Raw genomic sequence first — 22,098 nt, 5'->3', positions numbered from 1 at the left:
ATAAGTCTACCGTTACAGACCTCAATGTGTGGGTATCTCTCCGCCTAATGGCATTTGGGCTCATATATGTGGCTCTGATTTGGTTCGTGATGACACCGGCCAAATATATGTGTTAGAAGATAACTTAAGAGTCCCTTCCGGTGTATCTTATATGATTGAAAACAGGTCAGTTATGAAGCGAGTCTTCCCTGAGGTTTTTGAACAAAATAATATCTTACCTGTTAATGATTACCCATCTCATTTGTTTGACATGTTAGCGGCTATGTCACCTCGCAAAGAAGAGAAACCAGAAGTCGTCGTATTAACACCAGGTATCTTTAACTCTGCCTATTTTGAGCATTGTTATTTAGCTCAAGAAATGGGATGTGAGTTAGTTGAAGGACGCGATTTAGTCGTAAATGATGATGATTGTGTATATATGAAAACCATTTATGGTTTACGCCGTGTTGATGTCATATACCGCCGAGTAGATGATTTGTTTTTAGATCCTGAAGCCTTCAACCCAGAATCGACACTTGGTGTTGCAGGTTTAATGAGAGCTTGGAGCAAAGGTAATGTTGCACTTGTTAATGCGCCGGGGGCTGGTGTTGCTGACGATAAAGTGGTTTACGCTTATGTCCCTGAAATAATCAAATATTACCTGAATGAAGAAATAAAGCTGCCAAATGTGCCGACTTACAAATGTATGAATCCAGACGAATGTAAATATGTAATAGAAAACATAGATAAGCTAGTCGTAAAACCTGCTAATGAATCTGGTGGTTATGGTTTATTAATTGGGCCTAAATCGACCAAAAAAGAACAGCAAGAATGCATTAAACAAATTAAAGCGGATCCAAGAAATTACATCGCCCAGCCCACACTCAATTTATCAACAGTCCCGACGCTAGCCGATGGCAATGCAGAAGGCAGACATGTTGATTTGCGTCCGTTTATCTTATCTTCGGGTGGGGAAAACATCCAAGTAACAACCGGTGGGCTAACACGAGTTGCTTTAGTAAAAGGGTCTCTAATTGTGAACTCTTCTCAAGGTGGTGGTAGTAAAGATACTTGGATCATTGACGAGGAGGGTCAGTAATATGTTATCAAGAGTTGTTGAAACCCTATATTGGATGGCGAGATATGTTGAAAGAGCCGAGAATGTCGCTAGGCTAGTCAATGTAAACAACATACTACTTATGGATTTACCTAAAGGCATTTCAACCGGTTGGGAACCTATCATTGATATTATCGGTCATAGGGAAAACTACCTTAAAAGCCACAAAGATTTTAACGAACGCAGCGCATTAAACTACTTATTAATGAGTTCAAACAATACTTCATCCATTATTAACTCGTTATGGAATGCACGTGAAAATGCTCGCACAGTAAGAGATGTTATTCCGAGAGCTGTGTGGGAAGGGATTAATTCACTTTATTTATATGTCAAAGAGAATCAATCAGAAGGTTTAACTAAACGTGGACGTTTTAAATACTTAAAGCATGTGATCGAATCCGCACATTTAATATTTGGTTCACTAGATGCCTCGATTAACCATGATCAAGGTTATAAGTTTTTACGATTCGGTTCCATATTAGAACGAGCGGATATGACGACGCGAATACTCGATGTTCGATCTGCTAGCCTAATAGAAAATGATACCAGCAGACCATTTGACAATATCCAATGGATTAGTGTGCTACGTTCACTAAGTGCTTATCAAATGTATCGCCAGCAAATGGGAGTCAGAGTTAATCGTGCCGATGTATTGGAGTTTATGTTACATAACCCAGTATTCCCACGCTCTGTGCTATATTGTTTGGAAGAATTAAAACGTTTAATTACGCCAATTCATCATTCTGACGATATGCAAAACTTACTTGAAAAAGTGACTGACGATTTAAAACAAACTAAAGTCAGAAGCCTGAAAAATGGGGACCTGCACGAGTTCTTAGATAAAGTACAAATTGACCTAGCAGGAATACATAACCTGATAGCTAAATCTTACTTTTTACCAAATGAGTAAACTTAAAACGGCATGAGGTGTTAATTCACCCATGCCTAAATTTTTGCTTAAATTGACTAGGCGTTAAGCCAAACCAGCGCTTAAAGGCTCTTCTAAAGTTAGCCACATCATTAAATCCTAAACGGCTTGCTAAATCCTCATTGCTTCGTTGGATATCGCAGTGTATCGATAGCACTCTTTGTCTATGATATTCGTCTTGCAGTGCCAAGAAACGAGTTCCATGCTGTTTCAAACGCCGTTTAAAAGTAGCGTTGCTTATGCCTAGCTGTTCAGCAATGTCTGCTTGATTCAGTTGACTATTGTTGGCGATTAATTGAATCACTCGCTCTCGAAAACCAAATTGATAGCGGCTTTGTTGCGCTAACTTGTGTAATGCATGATCCCGCTTTACTTGGCTATAATTTGGCAATAAAGCGACAAGCTCTTGCCGAGCTAGTCTGATTTGATTAGTACTTCGATTAAAATTGATTTTGAAGCCTAAATTTTCTTCGTATTCTTGAATATATCTAGGTTGGGAAAATTCAAAATCATAGGCAACATTGACTCGACGATTAGATAAATACCTCAAGCTTGAATGAATTGCGGTGCAGTATAGTTCTAGCAAAAATTGAAAATTTTCATCGCAACCAATTGCGTCTTTAAATTGAATGATACATTCGTGCTTTGTCCAGACTAAGTTAGTACACAATAAAGGCGCTATTTCGCAGCGATAGCTGTTCAATATATGAATGCAGTCTAACAAGTTTTTAGCATAAAATAAGGCTTCACTTATTGCACCGTAATTACTCGGAAACAATCTTTGACCAAGCAAAAAGCTGGTCGCATTACCAGCCATGAGTTGGCGTGTTTTAGAGATTAATTTTAGTAACTGATCTGCACTAATCAGTAAGGTATCTGAACTTAAATCTTCATAGAAAATTCCAGTGCCTCTCAGTAATTTATCTTTATTTACGCCTCTGGAAGCTGCCAGCTCAATCAAGCTAGCAGCAAGTTGCTGAGCCTGTATAAACTTATCTTCTAAAGTAAAATAAGCGTGCAAGTTAATTAACTCTTATTGCGCGTTTATTCTCTAAATCTAGATTTACTCTCCTAATTAGATCTGCTGCGGAATCCCGTTTTTTGGATTCAATTAAACCCGCGGAGACAGTGTGGAACTCTGCAGTGCCCGTTTGATTGGGTTTAAAGGCTAAATGTTGAATCGCAGTGCAAATTTGCTCCACAATTAATTGAGCATTTAACAAGCTAATTTGATTGAATAAAACAATGAACCTGTCTCCTGCATAGCGACAAGCAAGGTCGCTCTGGCGTAGATTCATAACAATAATATCAGCAACTTCTCGCAGCAATCTATCACCATCCGCTAGGCTAAATTGTCGATTAAATTTAGCAAAATCATCTATATCAAACATAGCAAGCGTGCAGTCTTGCTGTGATTGAGCGATTAAATCTAATTGTTCACGCATATAGTCGGCGCTATATAGTTGAGTTGTAATGTCTATTTGCGTGTGCTCTCTAATTAATGCCTCACGACGATTTAATTGTTCAGTTAGCTTTAATTGTTCTTGATGCCATTGATACAGTGCCCAAGTCATCATTACCATGCCAATTAATGCAGGAATTGACTCAAGTAAATATAGCCAGAAGTGTTCATCAGGGTAGGTTATAAATTCATCTAGTAAATCCAAGCTACAAGAGATCAAAAAGCAAGTTAAGCCAAGGGTTAGTAAGTTGGTTACTCTACCTTGCGGTCGACTCGCAAGAATAAAGAAAATCCAAACACCCGTCATTAACGTCATGCCGCCTTCACCTAAAACATCTAGCCAATCGATAGCGTCAGCAGGCTTAAATTCACCATTATAAAATGCACTAACGAGTGTTATCAGCAATAAAGTTGCCACTAGGAGCACCAATTTTAGTTGGCGCTTGATAAAAGAAAAATTCATTGCGTCTGTATCCGATCTAGAGAGTAATGAGCCGCTACATGCTAATTGAAAGGAAAATAAACGCAAAGGGTCAAATTGGCTCAGCCAACTGACCTTAAACCACTTGATACAAAATAAAACGCCAGCAGCATTGTAATTAAAACCCATAACAAATTGAAAATAAGACATTTAATTGGCATGTCAATTTAGCTCAAAATCTATTTTATTTAATGACCTGTAATTAGACTTGACTAAAAAACAAACAGTTTTAATAAAAGATTAATAGAAAAAAATCTCAACTCACGTTTAATCCGCAGCATAAATGAAGCTAGCCCATAGCAAGGTTAACCGTCTGGGAATAGCACTTAATATATTTTTTAAACTCAAGAACAAAGGAAATTGGCTATATGAAAGGCAAAAAAATAAACTTAAAACCGAGTGTAATTGCATTAGCTTCTAGTTTAACTATGTTCGTTCAAGCACAAGCAACTGCTGCTACATTGCAAGGTGAAATTAAGGCACCTGCCGCAAACCAACTGATAACGGGTGCAAATGTTAAAATTAAAGAGCTTGGTTTAACTACTGTTAGTAAAAGAGATGGCAGCTTTCGGTTCGATAACTTGAAAGCGGGTACTTACACACTTGAAATAAACTATATAGGCGCTAAGCCTTATACCAGTCAAGTTGAAGTGTCCGAAGAAGGGGTTATTCACCAAGAAGTTATGCTAGAAGCCGAGCAAGAAATTGAGAATTTAATTGTACGTGGGCAAAGAGCTGGGCAAGCGGGCGCAATTAACGGCCAAAAGAACTCAAAAAGTATTAAATCTATTGTTTCCGCGGATTCCATTGGCCAGTTTCCAGATCAAAATGCATCAGAAGCATTACAAAGATTGCCGGGTATGTCGATTGAACGAGATCAAGGTGAGGGACGATTTGTCGGTATTCGAGGTATCGATCCCAACTTAAATAATGTCACGATTAATGGTTTAAACCTGCCCTCTCCAGAAGGCGGTGTTCGCTCAGTTGCACTTGACGTTATTCCGTCACAGCTTATCGGCTCCTTAGAAGTTTCTAAGTCGGTAACACCTGATATGGATGGTGATGCAATTGGTGGTTCAATTGAGGTTAAAAGCTTAAGTGGTTTTGATCGTGCAGAGCAAAGTATTAGTTTTAATGCTCAGGTTTCACAGAACCAACTGAGAGATGAGTTAAGCCCTAAACTTGGTTTAAGCTTTACTGACGTATATCAAGTGGGAGCTGATGAACTTGCAATCGCTACTGCTGTGTCTTGGTCTAAACGTAAATTTGGTTCCGACAATGTCGAGTCTAATGGCGATGATGAGGTAGAACATAGGCATTACAATATTACCCGTGAGCGTTTAGGTGCAGCCGTTAATCTAGACTATAGAGCTGATTTTAATAACCAGTATTTTTTAAGAAGTTTATATAGCGAATTTTCAGATGAAGAGTTCAGACTCGCCAATACTTTTGTGTTTGATGACGAAACAGAAATAGAATCTGGGACTAAATCACGCAAAGAAACTCAAACGATTTTATCTATGACAGCTGGCGCTGAGCATATAGTAGATAGCTGGAAAATTGATTGGCAGCTTGGTTATTCAAAATCGACCGAAGATAATCCAAATGCATTGTATTACACACTAGTGGCAGAAGAACTTGATATATCTACCGATATGCAAGGCCCAATACCAAAAGTGAATCAATCAGAAGCAGTGCAAGATTTATCAAATTATGAGTTGGATGAAATATCGAATGAGTCGGATCATAGCCAAGATAAAGAAACTAGCTTGAAACTTGATTTAACCAAATCATTAGAGTTTGATAGCGTACAGGCTCAGTTAAAGTTTGGTGCAAAGTACCGTCAAAGAGAAAAACAAACCTATGCCCATATCAATATTTATGATGATGGTTTTGACAATATAGATTTTGTTTCAGCTAAAAACCCGCATCTAGAGTGGAGTTTAGGTCAGTTTGGTCCGGCGCTAGATAAAGCTTACCTAGAAAACCTATACCGCACTCACTCAACTAATTTAGAGCTGAATCAACTCAATTCAAGAGTTGAATCGGAAGGCAGTAGCTTTGACATTTCTGAAGATATTTTTGCCGCATACATAATGACAGAAATAAACCTAGATAAGCTAACGCTTGTTGCTGGTGTGCGATATGAAAAAACCGACTTTGCAACCACAGGCGCAAGAGTCGAACTGATTGAAGACGAAGAAAATGACAATGAAGAAGTTGTAAACACGCCTTGGATATCAGATCGAAGTTATGCCAAATGGTTACCAAGTATTAATGCTCGCTACGAATTAACAACAAAACTAATAGCCCGCGCAGCTTATAGTCAAACCCTTGCTCGGCCAAACTTTGGTGATGTTGCCGCTGTGCAAGTAATCGAATCAAAAACAGAGTTTGATGATGACTCAAACACTTTTGAAACAGAAAGGGAAGCTGAAGTAGGAAACCCTGAACTTAAACCTTATTTTTCAGACAATTTTGATTTGTCGCTCGAATATTACCCGGGTCATATTGGTGTGATGTCAATTGGCTATTTCCATAAAAAAATTAGCAATTTTGTGATTATTGCCAATGTAGCAAACACACCAGAATGGGATGGTTATGATGATGTATATCAACCGATAAATGGTGAGCAAGCGACATTAAATGGGGTTGAGTTATCTTGGGTGAAAAGCTTTGATAATGGTTTGATTATGTCTGCTAACGCTACGTTGACAGATTCTGAAGCTGTAACCCTTTTAGATGAAGAACGTTTTGTAACTAGCTTACCAAACCAATCAGATACCACTGCAAACTTAATGATAGGTTATGAAACGGACGATATTAGCTTGCGCCTAACCAGTGTTTACAAAAGCGGAAATCAAGAAGAAATCGATGGTGATATGATTCGTTTTGAAGATAGTCATACCCAATATGACTTCACCGCTAAGTACTTTATTAATCAAAGAACTCATGTTTATTTTAACGCGATCAACTTAAATGATGAGCCTATGTACCACTACTTCGACAGCAAAATTAACAATGCTCAGTACGAAGTATACGGCCGAACCTTTGAGCTTGGCTTCAGCTGGAACTCATTCTAATGATGAATATTTTTACTCGTTTTAATCAACAAACTAGGCTGCGTTTTGCGCAGCTAGTTACGCAGATAAGTTTGTTAGCTTGTAGTTTGCTGATCAATAATTTGGTGTTGGCTACAACCCCAATCAGAACAGAAGCTTGGTATCAACAAAACACGATTGCGAATTTGCAACAGCTGGATGACTCAATTAATTTTGTCGTGATTGGTGATTGGGGACGCAATGGTCATTATCAGCAGCAGGCTGTTGCGAATCAAATGGACAATCTAATGTATTGGCTTGATGGCGATTTTATAATATCGACAGGTGATAATTTTTATCCTAATGGTATTTCAAGTGTCAATGATCCATATTTGCAGACTTCGTTTGAACAAGTTTATTCTGGCCCTAATTTATTTGAACCTTGGTATCTGACTTTAGGTAACCATGATTACAGAGGGTCAGTGCTAGCACAAATTGCATACACTAAAATTAGTCAAAGGTGGAATTTACCCGAGCGCTATTACAGCAAAACTTTCAAGCTAGAAAACCAAGGTGATATTGCATCAAACAATAACCAAATATTAATTGTTTTTTTAGATACAAGTCCGTTTGAAGCAGATTATCAAACTAATGATAAATATATTTCAGTGCGTTCTCAAAATGCAGAAGAACAATTAAATTGGATGGAACAGCAGCTATCTAGCAGTCACGCAAAATGGAAACTAGTTGTTGGCCACCACCCTATGTATTCAAGTGGTAAACGCTTTGGCAAGACGGAATCAATCCGACAAACCTTAGAAGATAGACTAGAAGCACACCAAGTTGATGCATACATTGCTGGGCATGAACATGATCTGCAGCACAATAAAGTTAAAGGTAAACAGCTCCACCATTTTATTTCAGGTGCAGGGGCCACCACAAGACCCGTCAAAAATCGTAGTTTTACGCGCTTCGCTAAAGCCGAATCTGGTGTGATGGCTGTTTCAGTTAATAGCCAAAAATTGCTCGTGCAAATGGTAAATGCCCAAGGCCAAGTAATTTATAAAACAGAGCTTACAGCGCAAAATAAATAGAGTAGTCAATGAATAAAATCAAATTAAATAAAAAATTAAACACACAGAAGCTGGTAATTATTGGTAAGTATCTAATGCTTAAATTCTGTCTAGTTTGTTTAATCAGTTGTAATCTTAATGATAACAATCAAAAATCAGTATTAACTGCAATACAGCTAGACGCTAAGCCTTTGCTGTCATTAGAAAAGCTAAATGGTCACAAAGCGGTACCTGTTCGCCAGCAGCCAAATCTCTGGCTTGCAAACAGCGAAAATTATGGGGTCATGTTATTTGACCAAACAGGAAAAATATTGCAGCAAACAGGTGGTAACTATGAAGGTTTAGATACTCGAACGATCACGCCAAGTGAAAGCTTGGTGATTAGCTTAAATAAAGAGCTAGGACAAATTGAATTATTTGAACTGAGCTCAAAACAGAGTTTAATCGCTAAGAATAGTTTGCAGCTTGAAGGCACGGTTGCGCAAAATATTTGCCTTTACCAAGATCCAAATCAAGGTGATATATTCAGTTTTATACTGACAGTAGATAACCGAGTAGAACAAAGACTTGTTTATTTAGCGAGCAAGCAAACTTATACCAATAAATTGATTCGCTCATTTTCGGCACCACCAGCTAGTGAAGCTTGCGTGGTCAACGACCAAGCGGGATTACTCTATATAGTGGAAGAAACCGTAGGTGTATGGCAATACCAAGTTGACCCTGAAAAAGATTTGAACCGTCAACCAATTGCGCTAACTAAACCCTTTGGCTTTATTGAGGGGGAAATAAAAGACGTTAGCTTACTGCTTGATGGCAGTATTATTTTGGCCTTGCCAGAATCCAAACAAATCCAACACTATGCAGTTGTTGATAGTAAATTCCAAGTTCAGCCTGTGGTTTATCAACTGGAACAGACAATTGAAAGCTTAAGTGCGAGCACTTCAATATCAATATCAACTTCAACATCAACTAAACAAATTGAAGTTAGCTTCTTTGATGACAACACAGACAGTTATTTTACAACTCAAATTGCGCGTCCAATTTCATCACAGATCCCAAATAACAGCTCAATTAAATCTATTCAACCTAGCATTGAAACCGATACAGTAAGCCGTTTTGGCGATGCAGCTGATGACCCTGCAATCTGGGTAAATAAAGTAACGCCAGAGCAAAGTTTGATACTCAGCACAGATAAAACATTTGGTTTATATGTTTTTGACCTCGCAGGAAAAACCCAACAAACGATAGCAACGGGTAGAATCAATAATATAGATGTGAGCTACCAAGCCAAAACACTTTCGGGTACTTTTGACTTTGCAGCTGCCAGTAACAGAACAAATAACAGTATCACTTTGTATAAAATTTCTAGCCAAGGTTTAGTTTCAGACTGGGGAGAAATAAAAACCAGCCTACCTGATGTTTATGGCTTGTGTAATTACCAGTCGCAAAAAACAGGTATTCACTATGTATTTATCAATGATGAAAGTGGGCATTACCAACAGTACCAAATTGATTTTTCAAACGCGAAACCTAGCGGTAAATTGGTTAGAGTGTTCAAGTTAGAAACGCAACCAGAAGGCTGTGTTGCGGATGCGACGAGTGCAACTTTGTATGTTGGAGAGGAAGATAAGGGAATATGGAAAATAACGGCAGAGCCTGATTTAACGGCTATTCCAGAGTTAATATACGAAGTCGACAATAAAACATTATTTGATGATGTTGAAGGCTTAGCTATTTATCACGGCAAAGACAACTCTTACCTAGTGGCTTCTAGCCAAGGTAATGATAGTTATTTACTTATTTCAACCCAAGCACCATATCAAGTTCAAGCTCAATTTAAAATTGGCGCTAATTTACTTAAAGGGATAGATGGCGCTTCTGAAACCGATGGTTTAGACGTGACGAGTGCAAATTTGGGCGGTGAGTTTAGTCAAGGCTTACTCGTTGTTCAAGATGGTCGCAATGTGATGCCAAGCCAACCACAGAACTTTAAACTTGTGCCTTGGCAATCAATCGCACCATTAATTTCAAACAATTAAATCAGATCGGGCGTGTTTATCTTTGTTTAATTCAATTTGAGCTAAAAGACAAATTGAATTAAACAAAGCAAAAGTAATACGATTCATGTAATACCATAAACACACCCTTTCTTATCTTGTTTAAATCATTAAACCTAATTAACCTGAGCTTTGGATAGCATTAGCTAAATTCTTATCCCGAGCTCAGGTTAATTACAGAAAAGGTTAGCCACCAGCAAATTTTACTTTATAGCCTAGCTTTTCTAATTCAGCTTTAATTAAATCTCGCTTATCGCCCTGAATTTCAATGATGCCATCTTTAACTGAACCACCCGTTCCACATTTTTTCTTTAAAACTTGCGCGATTTTTTTGAGTTCGGCGCCAACTAAAGGCAATCCAGCAATCGTAATAACGCCTTTTCCCTTACGGCCTGCGACTTCTCGTCTAACCCGAATAAAGCCGTCACTAAATGTTTGAGCCTCTTCTTTGGTCTCTTCAGGCTTAATTCTGCCGCCGTCTGTACTATAAACTAATGACATATTTTAATACTCTTAATCGAACCCATATATAAAACAACTAGAAAACAATCCTTAAACGACTATATAGAGCTAAATCAATTTAATTGGGACTGTTAAATTGAGTGTGATGTTGGCAAAATAGCGAGCAAAATTCAAACCTTAATTATCAGATACACATAAAATGAAAGTAAGGTTTAACAAAAAATAAGGTATTCATGCTAGCTAACAAGACAGAATTTGGCGATCAAGTTATCGCTTGGTATCACCAGCACGGGCGCAAACATTTACCTTGGCAGCAAAATAAAACGCTATACACAACATGGCTCAGCGAAGTTATGTTGCAACAAACTCAAGTAACCACAGTAATCCCTTATTTTGAACGCTTCACGACTCGTTTTCCAACGCTAGAAGCGCTAGCTAAAGCTGAAGAAGATGAGGTGCTACAGCTTTGGACTGGTTTAGGCTATTACGCCAGAGCAAGAAACCTGTTGAAAGCCGCTAAAACTATGATTTCGGAACATAAGGGATTTCCTGAAAATTTTGATCAGGTTTTAGCTTTGCCCGGTATTGGCCGTTCAACCGCAGGGGCAATTTTATCACTTACTTTAAAACAAGCGTATCCTATTTTAGATGGTAATGTTAAGCGTGTTTTATGCCGTTATTTTGCAATTCAAACTTGGTCAGGTGAAAAAAAGACACAAGATAAACTTTGGCAATTAAGCGAGCAAGTTACGCCGGCACAAGACATTGAATATTTTAATCAAGCTATGATGGATTTAGGCGCAGGTATTTGTAGCAGAAGTAAACCAAAATGTAGTTTGTGTCCTTTAGTCAATTCATGCCAAGCATACAAAAAAGAGCTAACCAAGCAGCTACCCATTTCTAAGCCTAAAAAAGATAAACCGGTCAAGCAAACCTACATGCTGGCGCTAAATTATAAACAATCAGTGTTATTAGCTAAACGACCAAGCTCAGGTATATGGGGCGGTTTATATACACTACCTGAATCAGATAGAAAGCTGAATGAGGCAGAAATTGAACAGCTTTTCTCAGTAAAAGTGAGCAAGGTAATCGAAAAACCTGAGTTTAGACACACATTCACACATTTTCATTTAGATGTCACGCCAATTGAAATTGAAGTAAAGCAAGTAATATCTTCAATTCGAGATACCTCTGAAGTCTGGTTTCAGTTAAAATCAGATGCAGAATTTGGTATGTCTGTACCAACCCAAAAAATTCTTAATTTAATTTCAGAACAATTATAGTCAATAAGCGAGTTAATTATGTCACGAACAGTATTTTGCCAACATTTAAAACAAGACGCCGATGGCTTAGATTTTCAACTTTACCCTGGTGAACTAGGTAAACGCATTTACGATAATATCTCTAAACAAGCTTGGGCTGAATGGCAAAAAAAACAAACCATGCTAATCAATGAAAAAAAGATGAACATGATGAATCCAGATGATAGAAAATTTTTAGAAGCCGCTATGGTTGATTTTTTGTTTGAAGGTAAAGATGTTGAAATTGAGGGCTACCAGCCACCAAAAGCCTAGCCTTAGTAATAAGTTAAAGGATAAATATGCAAGCTAGTTTTTGGCATTCAAAATGGGATAAAGGGGAAATAGGCTTTCATCTTGATCAAGCTAATCCTCTATTACTCAAACATTTCGATAGCCTAGCGCTTACTAAAGGACAAACTATTTTTGTACCTTTGTGTGGCAAGACTAAAGATATTGCTTGGCTATTAGCGCAAGGGTTAAATGTTGTTGCTGTAGAGCTAAATAAGACAGCTGTTGAAGCCTTATTTTCAGAGCTAAATGTAACCGCTCAAATCACTCAGCTAGACGAGCTTAATCTCTATAAAGCTAAGCAGTTATCTGTTTTCCAAGGCGATTTTTTTAACCTAAGCTCAGAGCTGATCGGAAAAATAGATGCTGTTTATGACAGGGCGGCTTTAATCGCATTACCTATAGAGATGCGAATTAAATATACACAGCAAATAATGCAGCTGACAAATAAAGTAAAACAACTCATTATTTGTGTTGAGTATCAACAAGCGGAAATGCAGGGACCACCCTTTGCAATACATGCAGAAGATATCTCGGCCTACTACGCCAAAAGCTATCAATTAAATTTATTAGAAAGTATAAAGGTAGAAGGCGGACTTAAAGGCAAACTAGCCGCTAACGAATCTATCTGGCTGCTAAGCTAGATAACGAAACGGGAAGCTAAGCTTCCCGTTTTTTAATTTTTAGTGCTTATGCGCATGATACTATTATGCATATGAAACAATAGGGCTCTGTATTTGGCTTTTCTCACGCCGCTTTCTAAGCGCTAAAAACAATGCAAAAGCAAACAACACTAGCATAGCTGGTTCAGATACAGCAGGGGTCTCTGGCGACTCACCTGAAGGGTATAAACCATTCCATAAATTGAATTGCCCACCACTACTTTGCCAACTTTTAGCAATAACTTGGCCACTTAAGTCGCCACCTAAAATTTCAAAATCAGCCTTAGGCGCTAAAATGTGTCCATAAAAACCAGAATGGTCTATCGTAACTTCTTCTGCTTCATAAAAATTATAGATAATGTTACTCGGCATATTCTTTTGGCCACCCACATAAGCGAATTCACCCGAATAATTTTGTGCCAGATCATCATAATAAGTGACCCAGTCTAAATGCACATCTGTGCCACTTACATTAACAACTATAGGTGTACTAGGATCTAAATTAGTCGAATAAAAATCAGTTGCCTTTTTCAGGTTTTCGCCTGAAATACTCACAACTAAAACACCAGCGTCATTAACGAGCTCATTATCTGGCGTAAAAATAAACTCAGTTTCACTTGTCCAGTCAGCATTTCCTTTCGCTATAATTTCGCCTGTATTTGATAATGCAGCTAAGTCTTCCGATAACTGGTTTAGATGCTCAAAAGCACCATCAAAATCAATTGGCTTATCGCTAAAATTAAACACCTCACCTAATACAGGGTCTTGGCCTTGTACTAGAGCATTTGGGTCATTAACAACACTACCACTTTTAATTAAATCGCCACCTAATACTAGATTGCCTTTAATATTGTCCACTCGGCTTACTGAAACATCTCCAGCGACAACGAGTACATCATCATAACCAGCACCGGCTTCAACAAACTGAACACCGTGTAAGCTTTGATTAGGGTTATAATTTACCGCAACATCTAGGTTGCCGATATTAGCATCACCACCTACAGCTATTTTCCCTTGGGAATCGCTCCATGCTGTATGTGTAAAATCGTTCTGTACAAAGATGTTGTAGTCTTTTGCAACACCAAGATCTATTTCCCAAGCATGTAAATTTATAGAAAATAGACTTAAAACTAATAAAAATTTCAATTTCATTTTTGACCACCATAATTGAAGCGCGGTCATATTAGTTTATTTTTTAAACAAAATCAATTCATCTGATTACTCGTTCTAATTTATCTTTTAGTTTTACTGCATTACTCTTATTTTTAAATTCAAATTGACGTTTTAAAACATTATCTAGCAACTCATAGGCTTCATAGTGCCGATTTAATTTATCCAGTGTATAGGCTAAATGATATACAAGATCAGGTTGGCTAGCATTTTTAGCATGAGCCAATCTAAGGTAATGCAAAGCCTCTGAATACCGCTCAGAAAGCGCTAAAAACCAGCCATAGGTATCTGTAAAGGCAACACTTTCTGATTGTAACTTATATGCTTTTTCAGCATGTTTTACAGCTTTTTCTAATGACTCCGTTTGATACAAGTAGGCTAGCTTATGGTGTGTAATCGCACTTTCTAAGCTTTCATTCGCTTTTTCAAGTAAACTTATTGTTAGACTAAGTTTATTTTGCTGTTTATAACAAGATGCTAGTAAGTAAATTGCAGTCATGTCTTTAGGGTATTGATTTATCCAAACTTTTAATTGCGCTTCCGCTTCACTATATTTGGCTTGTTTTAATAAAGTCCCAATTAAAGATTTGAAATGTTCGACTTTTCTCGTTGTTAAAAATAAATTGCTGATAATTTTTTCAGCTAGCGCATAATCTTGCGTCTCAAAAGCAAGGTTAAACTCTAACTCTCTAATCGACTCATTCGTTCCAGCAAAACTAACCAGCTGCTTTAGGCTGTTAGCTGCCTTACTGAACTGTTTTGCATTTAGCTGGTACTGAGCAGTTAAAAATAAAATTTCAGTTTCTTCTACATCTAATTTTTCAAGTCGATTAATTATCTTAACCTGACCTTCAAGATCACCGGCTTGTGTATTTAAAACAAATAATCTTTTTAATAATTGAGCCTTATCATAATTTAAGCCAAATAAAGTGCGCAAGGCGCGTGTTGCTGAATCTACTTGGTTATTAGCAATAGCCAACCTAACCTGAAAGTCGAGTACATCGGGATCTAGTCTATTTTCTTTTACAATAGTTGTAATTAGGGCTTCGGCTTTGTTTTGCTCATTAGTTCTTAAATAAAGCTCTATCAAAGATTTTGCTGTGGTTAATGCTTTATTTTTTAGATAATTAGCTTCTAGTAAATTAATAGCTTTATAATACTGCCCTTGCGCTATGGCCAACGAAGCTTTTAACCCATTAACCTCTTCTTGGTTACCTTGAACCTTATCTAAAATACTCGTTACTTCATCATAATTTTTAGCATTTAACTCTATACTCGCTAAAGTCAGCAAGGCTGGATAAAAATCAGCTTGTATGGCTAAAGCTTGCTCTAAAAATTTTCTGGCCTCTGGTAAATTTCCAGCCTTCAAATAAAGGTTAGCCGCGGTTTGATGGCTATGAGGATTTAACGCATCTTGCTGTATTAAACTTGATACGACTTTGCCAGCTAATGGAAGCTCATTGAGTTGAATCAATAACCTAGCTAGCTCTAAATCTAATAAAAAATTATTAGATACTGAACTGTTTTGAGCTATCAGCTGACGAGCTTGTGTTAGGTTGTTATCCGCTATATTTAATGCAACTAGATGGTTTCGTATCGAGTTATTGTGTGGAAAAGCCTGATAGGCTTTTTCAAGCCTAGATTTAAACTCTTGTTTTGTTTCGTGTTTACTCGCAAGGGACAATAGTCGAGTTAAGCCAAACTCATCTTTCGGTTTTCTAAAGTTATATTCTAAATAATACTGATAGGCTTGAGCTGTATCTTTTCGTTTTATCTCGGTTTCAGCTAAGATTTTATAAATCTGAGCATCATTTTCGTTCATTAACTTATAATTAAGAAAGTCCCTTCTAGCACTGTCGTATTTAGCGGTTAAGTAATTCACATAACCCGTCAACAAGTAGATTTGACTGCTAGGTACTTTTTCTTTATCAACTAGAGACAGCTGATGATTAATATCAGCTAATATACTTTTGGTTTCTCTTCCCTGATCTAAATTAGCACCTGAAATAGTCGCGTAGAGTAGATTAACAAAAGGGTTATTAGGCATTCTATCTCTTAACGAAACGACTAAATTTAGCGCTTCTTCTCCACGCCCTAGCTTTTGTAAAATAGAAGTTTTACCTAATAGAGCCAAGACATTTTCTGAACTGAAGGCTAAAATTTTGTCGTAAATGGCTAAAGACTCGGTTAACTGATTGCTAGACTCTAGTATTCGAGCAAATAGCAAATTAGCAGGTACATTTTGCGCGGAAACCTCTAAAACTTGCTGCACAACTGTTTGGGCTGATTCGAGTTTCAGCTGTTTTTCATAGGTTTCAGCTAGTACTAATTTAGCCTCTAACAAATCGGGGGCATATTGTATAACTTGGTTTAAAAGACTTTCTGCTTGTGTGTATTTTTCTTGTTGTAATAATAATTTAGATTTTAATGTGAGAATACTGGGATCATTTTGATATTTATATTTGTACTGAATTAATAATTCATCTGCTTGTTCAATTTTATTCAGTTGGATTTTACATTCCACCAGCATAGGTAAAATTTGGCTCCAGTCACCACCAGAATCTAACGCATTTTGTAACTCTTTTTCTGAAGATAGGCAGTCTTCTTGTTGCAGATAAATTTTACCCAGTAAAATTCTTGCAGGCGTGAAATCAGGCGAAATTTGCAAACTGCTTTTTAAATGAATAACAGCCGCTTCTGTTTGACCTTGATGAAAGGCTTTTAATGCTTTTTCATATCTGTCGCCAGCTTGCTCAGCATAAACAGAGAACGAAATAAAAGAGGCTAATAAAAAGGGCTGAATCGCTTTTAAAAATTGCATATATAAGTCTAATAATTAAATATTAGACTTATTATATACCTAAACCTGTTTTCGTGTTTTAGCTAGTTTTACCCTAAGTCAGTTATACACTTCTAACATGAAAAACATGCTCAACACTCGAGATTTTTTGAATCAAGTCAGCAGTAGGTCGTTGCTCTATATCCAAAATAGTATAAGCAATGTCGTCTCGGCTTTTATTGACCATATCTAATACATTAATATTTAAATCTGCCAATAAGTTAAGTACAACACCCAATACTTTAGGTACATTATCGTTGGCAAAAGTAATTCGGTAACCAGAGGTTCGCTCCATGCTCACAGCTGGGAAATTCACTGAATTAGTAATGTTACCATTATCTAAAAAGTCGATAAGCTGCTCTGCGCCCATCACAGCGCAATTTTCTTCAGCTTCAACTGTGCTAGCGCCTAAATGTGGAAATAGAATAACATTGTCGTTTTTAATTAAGTTTTGACTCGGAAAATCTGCAATATATGCACTTAATTTACCGCTTTCTAATGCTGCTAACACTGCATTTTCTTCAACTAATTCACCCCGCGCTAAGTTAATCAATTTAGCGCCTTGCTTAATTGCAGCAAAAGCATCGTCATTCATAAACTCTTTTGTTGCCTCAACCACTGGCACATGCAAAGTGACATAATCAGAACGAGATAAGAGCGCATTTAAATTATCCGCTTTTTTTACATTACTTGAGAGTCGCCAAGCCGCTTCAACACTTAATTTAGGATCATAGCCAATAACCTTCATGCCTAAACTAAGTGCTAAATTAGCCACTTTAGCGCCAATAGCACCTAAACCAACCACACCTAAGGTTTTGCCTTCTAATTCGCATCCGCCGTATTGCTTTTTACCCGCTTCTACTTTTTTATGTAGTTCATGTGGGTCATTAACATCCGCTAGCGACTTAACATAGTTCATACTTTGAGTGACACCACGAGAGCCAAGCAAAAGGCTTGCAAGCACAAGTTCTTTAACTGCATTTGCGTTTGCCCCCGGTGTATTGAATACAACTATGCCTTGATGTGTATAATCTGTGACAGGAATATTGTTTACACCCGCACCTGCTCTAGCAACTGCTAATACAGATTTAGGCAAAGCTTCTGTGTGTAATTTATGACTACGGAGTAAAACAGCATCTGGTTCTGCTTCATCAGCCGATACTCGATAACTGTCTTGAGGGAATTTATTTAAGCCTTTAGCGGCAATATTATTGTAGGTTCTTATGGTTTTCATCTTTGTTAGCTCTTATTGTTTTTAATTTAACTTAAGGATGAATACTGCAAATACCAGATACCACTTAGGTATTATTTCATCACATTTCCGTATGCTTCATTATTATTTACTTAACTATATGCTTGAATACTAGTTTTAAGGTGAATCAAATTAGCCTAGCAAGCTTAAGAAGGTCGCTGCTAGGCTATTAATATTAAATTTTAATTGAGTTTAAATTAAGCTGCTGTCACTTCTTGATAAGCCCAAGTTAACCAAGGCAATAAGGCTTCAAGATCAGATTTTTCAACTGTTGCACCACACCAAACACGTAACCCAGCAGGCGCATCTCTGTAAGCGCCGATATCGTAAGCAACTTGCTCTGAATCGAGTAGTTTAACAATAGCTTTTACTTGATCTTCATCTGCTTTCAATTGAAAACAAACACTCGTGTTTGAACAGATATCAGCTGATTCAGCTAAGAAATCTATCCAATCATTTTGTGCAACAAAATCAGTGAAGACTTTTAAGTTAGCTTCACTTTTCGCAACTGCTGCAGATAAACCACCAATATTTTCAACCCAATTCAGGGCATCTAAATAATCTTCAACACAAAGCATAGAAGGTGTATTAATTGTCGCCCCTTTGAAGATACCATCAATTAACTTGCCGCCTTTAGCAAGTAAGAAAATTTTAGGCATAGGCCAAGATGGCGTGTAAGTTTCAAGTCTTTCAACTGCTCTCGGGCTTAAAATTAGTACACCATGAGCGCCTTCACCACCTAATACTTTTTGCCAACTAAAAGTGGCTACATCAATTTTTTCCCAAGGCATTTGCATTGCAAATACAGCACTGGTTGCATCACAAATAGTTAGCCCTTGACGATCATCACTAATCCAATCTGCATTATTAACTTTAACGCCAGAAGTTGTACCATTCCAAGTAAATACTATGTCGTGATCTGGATTAGCTTGACTGAAATCAGGCAATTGGCCATAAGGTGCAGTAAATGAACGTGCATCTTCTAATTTTAATTGTTTAGCAATATCAGAAGCCCAACCAGAACCAAATGATTCCCATGAGAATACATCAACCGGTCGTTGGCCTAATAAAGACCACATAGCCATTTCCATAGCACCTGTATCTGATCCCGGAACTATACCAACTCGGTAGCCTTCTGGTAATTCAAGTAAACGCGCAGTTTCAGTAATAGCCAGTTGTAACTTTTCTTTACCTAAACTACTACGATGTGAGCGACCTAAAGCTGAAGTATCTAATTCAGCTAGATTATAGCCAGGGCGCTTAGTACAAGGGCCAGATGAAAAGTTAGGGTTGGCTGGTTTAAGGCTAGGTTTCATTTATTTTCCTTTTGGCATATTGGAGCTTATTCGGCAGACTTAGCCTGATTAAGTTCACAATTTAGTAACATATATAAAATTTATAGTGCCTTAATTCTATACAATGCTCAATACTTTACCTAATAATTTAATTGCCAAATTTGTGCATATTTATTGCCCAGCCCACAGCAAAAATATCTAACGCCAAATAGTGATTTATTGGCATCAAAAATTACGCCTTATATAAGTTGTGTCCATTGGTTAGATTATTTTCTTCTACCATCTTGAGCTCACTTCCCAATAAAAATAAAACAACGTTCAAAATAAACTTGCAATATTAAAAACACTGTTCATAATAAATAAAAAACAACGTTCATAATTTTAATCCATTAAGGAAATCAAAATGAATATACTCCGTATTGCTGTTTTAAGCCTAATAAGTTTATTCGCTATTTCGAGCGCTCAGGCTGCAGGTTTAATTAAGCCAACAAATAGCCAACTACCCGAGCTAGAACTAACAGAACATAAAGTTGATATCCAAGTTTTTGATAATCTTGCTGTCGTTAGTATTGAACAAACCTTTTTTAACCCAAGCCAGCAAGATCTCGAAGCCATTTATCAATTTCCAGTACCTAATTACGCTGCAGTTGGTCAATTTTCTTGGTGGTTGAACGGACAAGAGATCCAAGCTGAAGTGGTAAAAAAAGAACAAGCAAAACAAATTTATCAAAAGCAAAAAGCAGCCGGGAAAAACGCCGCCTTAGTCGAGCAAAATAAGTTCTATGATTTTAAAATAAAGCTCACTCAAGTTTTGGCACAGCAAGATGCCAAGATAAAATTAGTTTATATCCAAAAATTAAAAGCAGACCATGGCATATTTGAGCTTAACTATGCTCTAGAAAATGGAGGAACAGATGAAGTAGCTAATGCATTTTGGAGTCGCAATGACAAAGTAACTCAGTTATTTAGCTTTAACTTAAACCTACACTCAAGCTATCCAATTGATAGTTTCAGATTGCCAAAACATCCTCAAGCTAATATTCAACAAATTTCAGAACAAGAATGGCAAGTCAGTTTCACTAATTCAGGTGTAGAAGGCGGACAAAGCTTTTCACTCAATCAAGATATTTTGGCTTACTGGCGCTTAGCAGACAATGCTCCTGCAGGACTAAACTTAATAAGTTATAAAACCCAAAATGCGAATCAAGGCACTTTTATGCTGACCTTAACCCCAGGCAATGATTTACAACCTATCAATCAGGGTTCGGATTGGACTTTTGTTTTAGATAAATCTGGCTCTATGCAAGGCAAATGGCATAGTCTGCTAGCGGGTGTAGAAATCGCAATCAACAAAATGCCTGCCAATAACCGGGTTCGTATTCTAATGTTCGATAACAATACTAAAGACATCACCAATGGTTATGTTCAACTTGATGCAGAGGGTAAGCAGCAACTTATAGCAGCAATGCAAAATTACGCTCCAAGTGATGGTACAAATTTATATAAAGCGGTTAGAGAAAGTGTATCTGGCATAGATAGAGATAGAACCTCAGGCATAGTATTAGTAACGGATGGCGTAGCGACAGTTGGAGAAAAAAGTGAGCGCAAGCTAATGGCTTTATTAGATAAAAAAGATATTCGATTATTCACTTTTATTATGGGCAACAATGCCAACGCACCACTACTTGAACACTTAGCCAAGCAAAGTAATGGTTTTGCGCAAACCATTTCAAATAGTGATGATATTGTAGGTAAGGTGATGCTTGCTGCTAGTAAGGTTAGCCATACCGCAATGCATGATATAGAGATTAAAATAAAAGGTGGCAAAGTCATCAACTTGAATCCAGCAGAAATACAAAGTTTATATCGTGGCGAACAACTCACTTTGTTTGGTCAATATCATAAGGCAGAGCAAGTAGAATTAATAGTATCGGCCAAAGTGTCAGGTAAACCTATTCGTTATCAAGCAAAGTTTGATTTGCCAAGTGAATCAACTCAATACCCAGAAATAGAAAGACTAAGTGCCTACGCTCAAATTTTGGATATAGAAGAAAAGCAGCGTCGATTTGGTAAAACAGACGATGCAACCCAAGCAATCACAGATATCGCATTAGAGTATGGCTTAGTAACAGACTACACCTCTATGTTATTGCTCACTGAAGCTGAATACGAAGATTTAGGCATTCAGCGTAAAAATGCACAAAGAGTTAAGCTGGAGAGCCAAGCAAGAGAAACCAGGAAAAACATTCAACCAAGTTCAAATCATATATCAGGTTCAGAGCAAAACTTTGGCGGCGCTAGAGCAACAACAAGTAATAGTTCTGGCTCAGGCAGTGGAGGCGGCAGTATAAGCATTCTGCTAGTGCTGTGTTTCGGGGTTATTAAATTTGTTAGGGTCTGTTGATCTTTTGAGTACAATTTTGCAGCTGTTTGTTTGGTATTTATACAAGGCATAGTGATTGACGTGTAGTGCGCTACACAAATGAGCTATAACGTAGAAGAAATGCCAAACAAACGCTGCCTTTCAGGTTCGTCCTAAATGCGTTTTACTCTTTGTTACAGCGTTTTGACTTAATCCATTAGGCCTTCAACGCTGCGCCTCGATTAAAAAAGCATTTAGTTAGAACAAAATTTGTACATCAAACGTCAACAGCCCCTAGATTAACCAATAATAAATGAGTTAAAAACGAG

Annotated in this window: 15 protein-coding genes and 1 pseudogene; 9 read left to right on the top strand and 7 right to left on the bottom strand. The window is 37.4% G+C overall.

Annotation, left to right across the window (positions count from 1 at the left end; translation table 11 throughout):
- Nucleotides 1–13: 13 nt before the first annotated feature.
- Together XM47_RS06100 and XM47_RS06095 are read left to right on the top strand one after the other, a co-directional pair.
- Nucleotides 14–1,078 (top strand): annotated as a pseudogene (locus XM47_RS06100) (circularly permuted type 2 ATP-grasp protein); the annotation flags it as partial.
- A gap of 1 nt (nucleotide 1,079) precedes the next feature.
- The gene (locus XM47_RS06095; RefSeq protein ID WP_048690767.1) at nucleotides 1,080–2,006 is read left to right on the top strand and encodes an alpha-E domain-containing protein; all 927 of its coding nucleotides are present in this window, start codon (nucleotides 1,080–1,082) and stop codon (nucleotides 2,004–2,006) included.
- A gap of 25 nt (nucleotides 2,007–2,031) precedes the next feature.
- Here the strand turns inward: XM47_RS06095 and XM47_RS06090 are convergent, their stop codons facing one another.
- On the bottom strand, nucleotides 2,032–3,045 hold the full coding sequence (locus XM47_RS06090; RefSeq protein ID WP_048690766.1) for an AraC family transcriptional regulator: 1,014 nt from the start codon (nucleotides 3,043–3,045) through the stop codon (nucleotides 2,032–2,034).
- A gap of 1 nt (nucleotide 3,046) precedes the next feature.
- Nucleotides 3,047–4,117 (bottom strand): GGDEF domain-containing protein, encoded by a 1,071-nt coding sequence (locus XM47_RS06085; protein WP_245623427.1) that lies wholly within the window; start codon nucleotides 4,115–4,117, stop codon nucleotides 3,047–3,049.
- A 218-nt stretch (nucleotides 4,118–4,335) separates the two neighbouring features.
- On the opposite strand from XM47_RS06085, the gene XM47_RS06080 reads away from it, so the two are divergent.
- From XM47_RS06080 to XM47_RS06070, 3 genes are read left to right on the top strand one after another with little or no spacing between them, the layout of a single operon-like run.
- Nucleotides 4,336–7,050 carry a TonB-dependent receptor gene (locus XM47_RS06080; protein ID WP_048690764.1) on the top strand — a complete coding sequence of 905 codons (2,715 nt, stop codon included), beginning with the start codon at nucleotides 4,336–4,338 and terminating at the stop codon, nucleotides 7,048–7,050.
- Complete coding sequence (locus XM47_RS06075) at nucleotides 7,050–8,102, top strand: purple acid phosphatase family protein (protein WP_245623426.1); 1,053 nt, start codon at nucleotides 7,050–7,052, stop codon at nucleotides 8,100–8,102. Before XM47_RS06080 ends, XM47_RS06075 begins: the two co-directional genes overlap by 1 nt.
- 8 nt (nucleotides 8,103–8,110) lie before the next feature.
- Complete coding sequence (locus XM47_RS06070; RefSeq protein ID WP_048690762.1) at nucleotides 8,111–10,120, top strand: phytase; 2,010 nt, start codon at nucleotides 8,111–8,113, stop codon at nucleotides 10,118–10,120.
- Nucleotides 10,121–10,324: 204 nt separating this feature from the next.
- Here the strand turns inward: XM47_RS06070 and XM47_RS06065 are convergent, their stop codons facing one another.
- A complete protein-coding gene (locus tag XM47_RS06065; protein WP_048690760.1) occupies nucleotides 10,325–10,639 on the bottom strand; it encodes an SUI1 family translation initiation factor in 315 nt (104 codons plus the stop codon).
- Between the two features lie 194 nt (nucleotides 10,640–10,833).
- Between XM47_RS06065 and mutY the strand changes: the two genes are divergently transcribed.
- The 3 genes from mutY to tmpT are packed head-to-tail and all read left to right on the top strand — an operon-like array spanning nucleotide 10,834 to nucleotide 12,833.
- Nucleotides 10,834–11,883 carry an A/G-specific adenine glycosylase gene (mutY, locus tag XM47_RS06060; RefSeq protein WP_048690759.1) on the top strand — a complete coding sequence of 350 codons (1,050 nt, stop codon included), beginning with the start codon at nucleotides 10,834–10,836 and terminating at the stop codon, nucleotides 11,881–11,883.
- A gap of 18 nt (nucleotides 11,884–11,901) precedes the next feature.
- Nucleotides 11,902–12,174: an oxidative damage protection protein gene (locus tag XM47_RS06055; RefSeq protein ID WP_048690757.1), complete on the top strand. Its 273-nt coding sequence runs from the start codon at nucleotides 11,902–11,904 to the stop codon at nucleotides 12,172–12,174.
- Between the two features lie 26 nt (nucleotides 12,175–12,200).
- A complete protein-coding gene (gene tmpT, locus XM47_RS06050; RefSeq protein WP_048690756.1) occupies nucleotides 12,201–12,833 on the top strand; it encodes a thiopurine S-methyltransferase in 633 nt (210 codons plus the stop codon).
- 63 nt (nucleotides 12,834–12,896) lie between these two features.
- On the opposite strand, the gene XM47_RS06045 is transcribed toward tmpT, so the two are convergent.
- From XM47_RS06045 to XM47_RS06030, 4 genes are all read right to left on the bottom strand, one after another.
- Nucleotides 12,897–14,003, bottom strand: coding sequence for a choice-of-anchor A family protein (locus XM47_RS06045; RefSeq protein ID WP_048690754.1), 1,107 nt, complete (start codon nucleotides 14,001–14,003; stop codon nucleotides 12,897–12,899).
- Nucleotides 14,004–14,061: 58 nt separating this feature from the next.
- On the bottom strand, nucleotides 14,062–16,842 hold the full coding sequence (prsT, locus tag XM47_RS06040; protein ID WP_048690752.1) for an XrtA/PEP-CTERM system TPR-repeat protein PrsT: 2,781 nt from the start codon (nucleotides 16,840–16,842) through the stop codon (nucleotides 14,062–14,064).
- Between the two features lie 82 nt (nucleotides 16,843–16,924).
- Nucleotides 16,925–18,094 (bottom strand): phosphoglycerate dehydrogenase, encoded by a 1,170-nt coding sequence (locus tag XM47_RS06035; protein WP_048690750.1) that lies wholly within the window; start codon nucleotides 18,092–18,094, stop codon nucleotides 16,925–16,927.
- A gap of 215 nt (nucleotides 18,095–18,309) precedes the next feature.
- Complete coding sequence (locus tag XM47_RS06030; protein ID WP_048690748.1) at nucleotides 18,310–19,428, bottom strand: phosphoserine transaminase; 1,119 nt, start codon at nucleotides 19,426–19,428, stop codon at nucleotides 18,310–18,312.
- A gap of 382 nt (nucleotides 19,429–19,810) precedes the next feature.
- On the opposite strand from XM47_RS06030, the gene XM47_RS06025 reads away from it, so the two are divergent.
- Nucleotides 19,811–21,811 (top strand): VIT and vWA domain-containing protein, encoded by a 2,001-nt coding sequence (locus tag XM47_RS06025; protein WP_048690746.1) that lies wholly within the window; start codon nucleotides 19,811–19,813, stop codon nucleotides 21,809–21,811.
- Nucleotides 21,812–22,098: the final 287 nt, after the last annotated feature.

The sequence above is a fragment of the Catenovulum maritimum genome (genome assembly GCF_001050375.1).
Taxonomy (GTDB): Bacteria; Pseudomonadota; Gammaproteobacteria; order Enterobacterales; family Alteromonadaceae; genus Catenovulum; species Catenovulum maritimum.
This window is presented reverse-complemented; position numbering and strand designations above follow the sequence as displayed.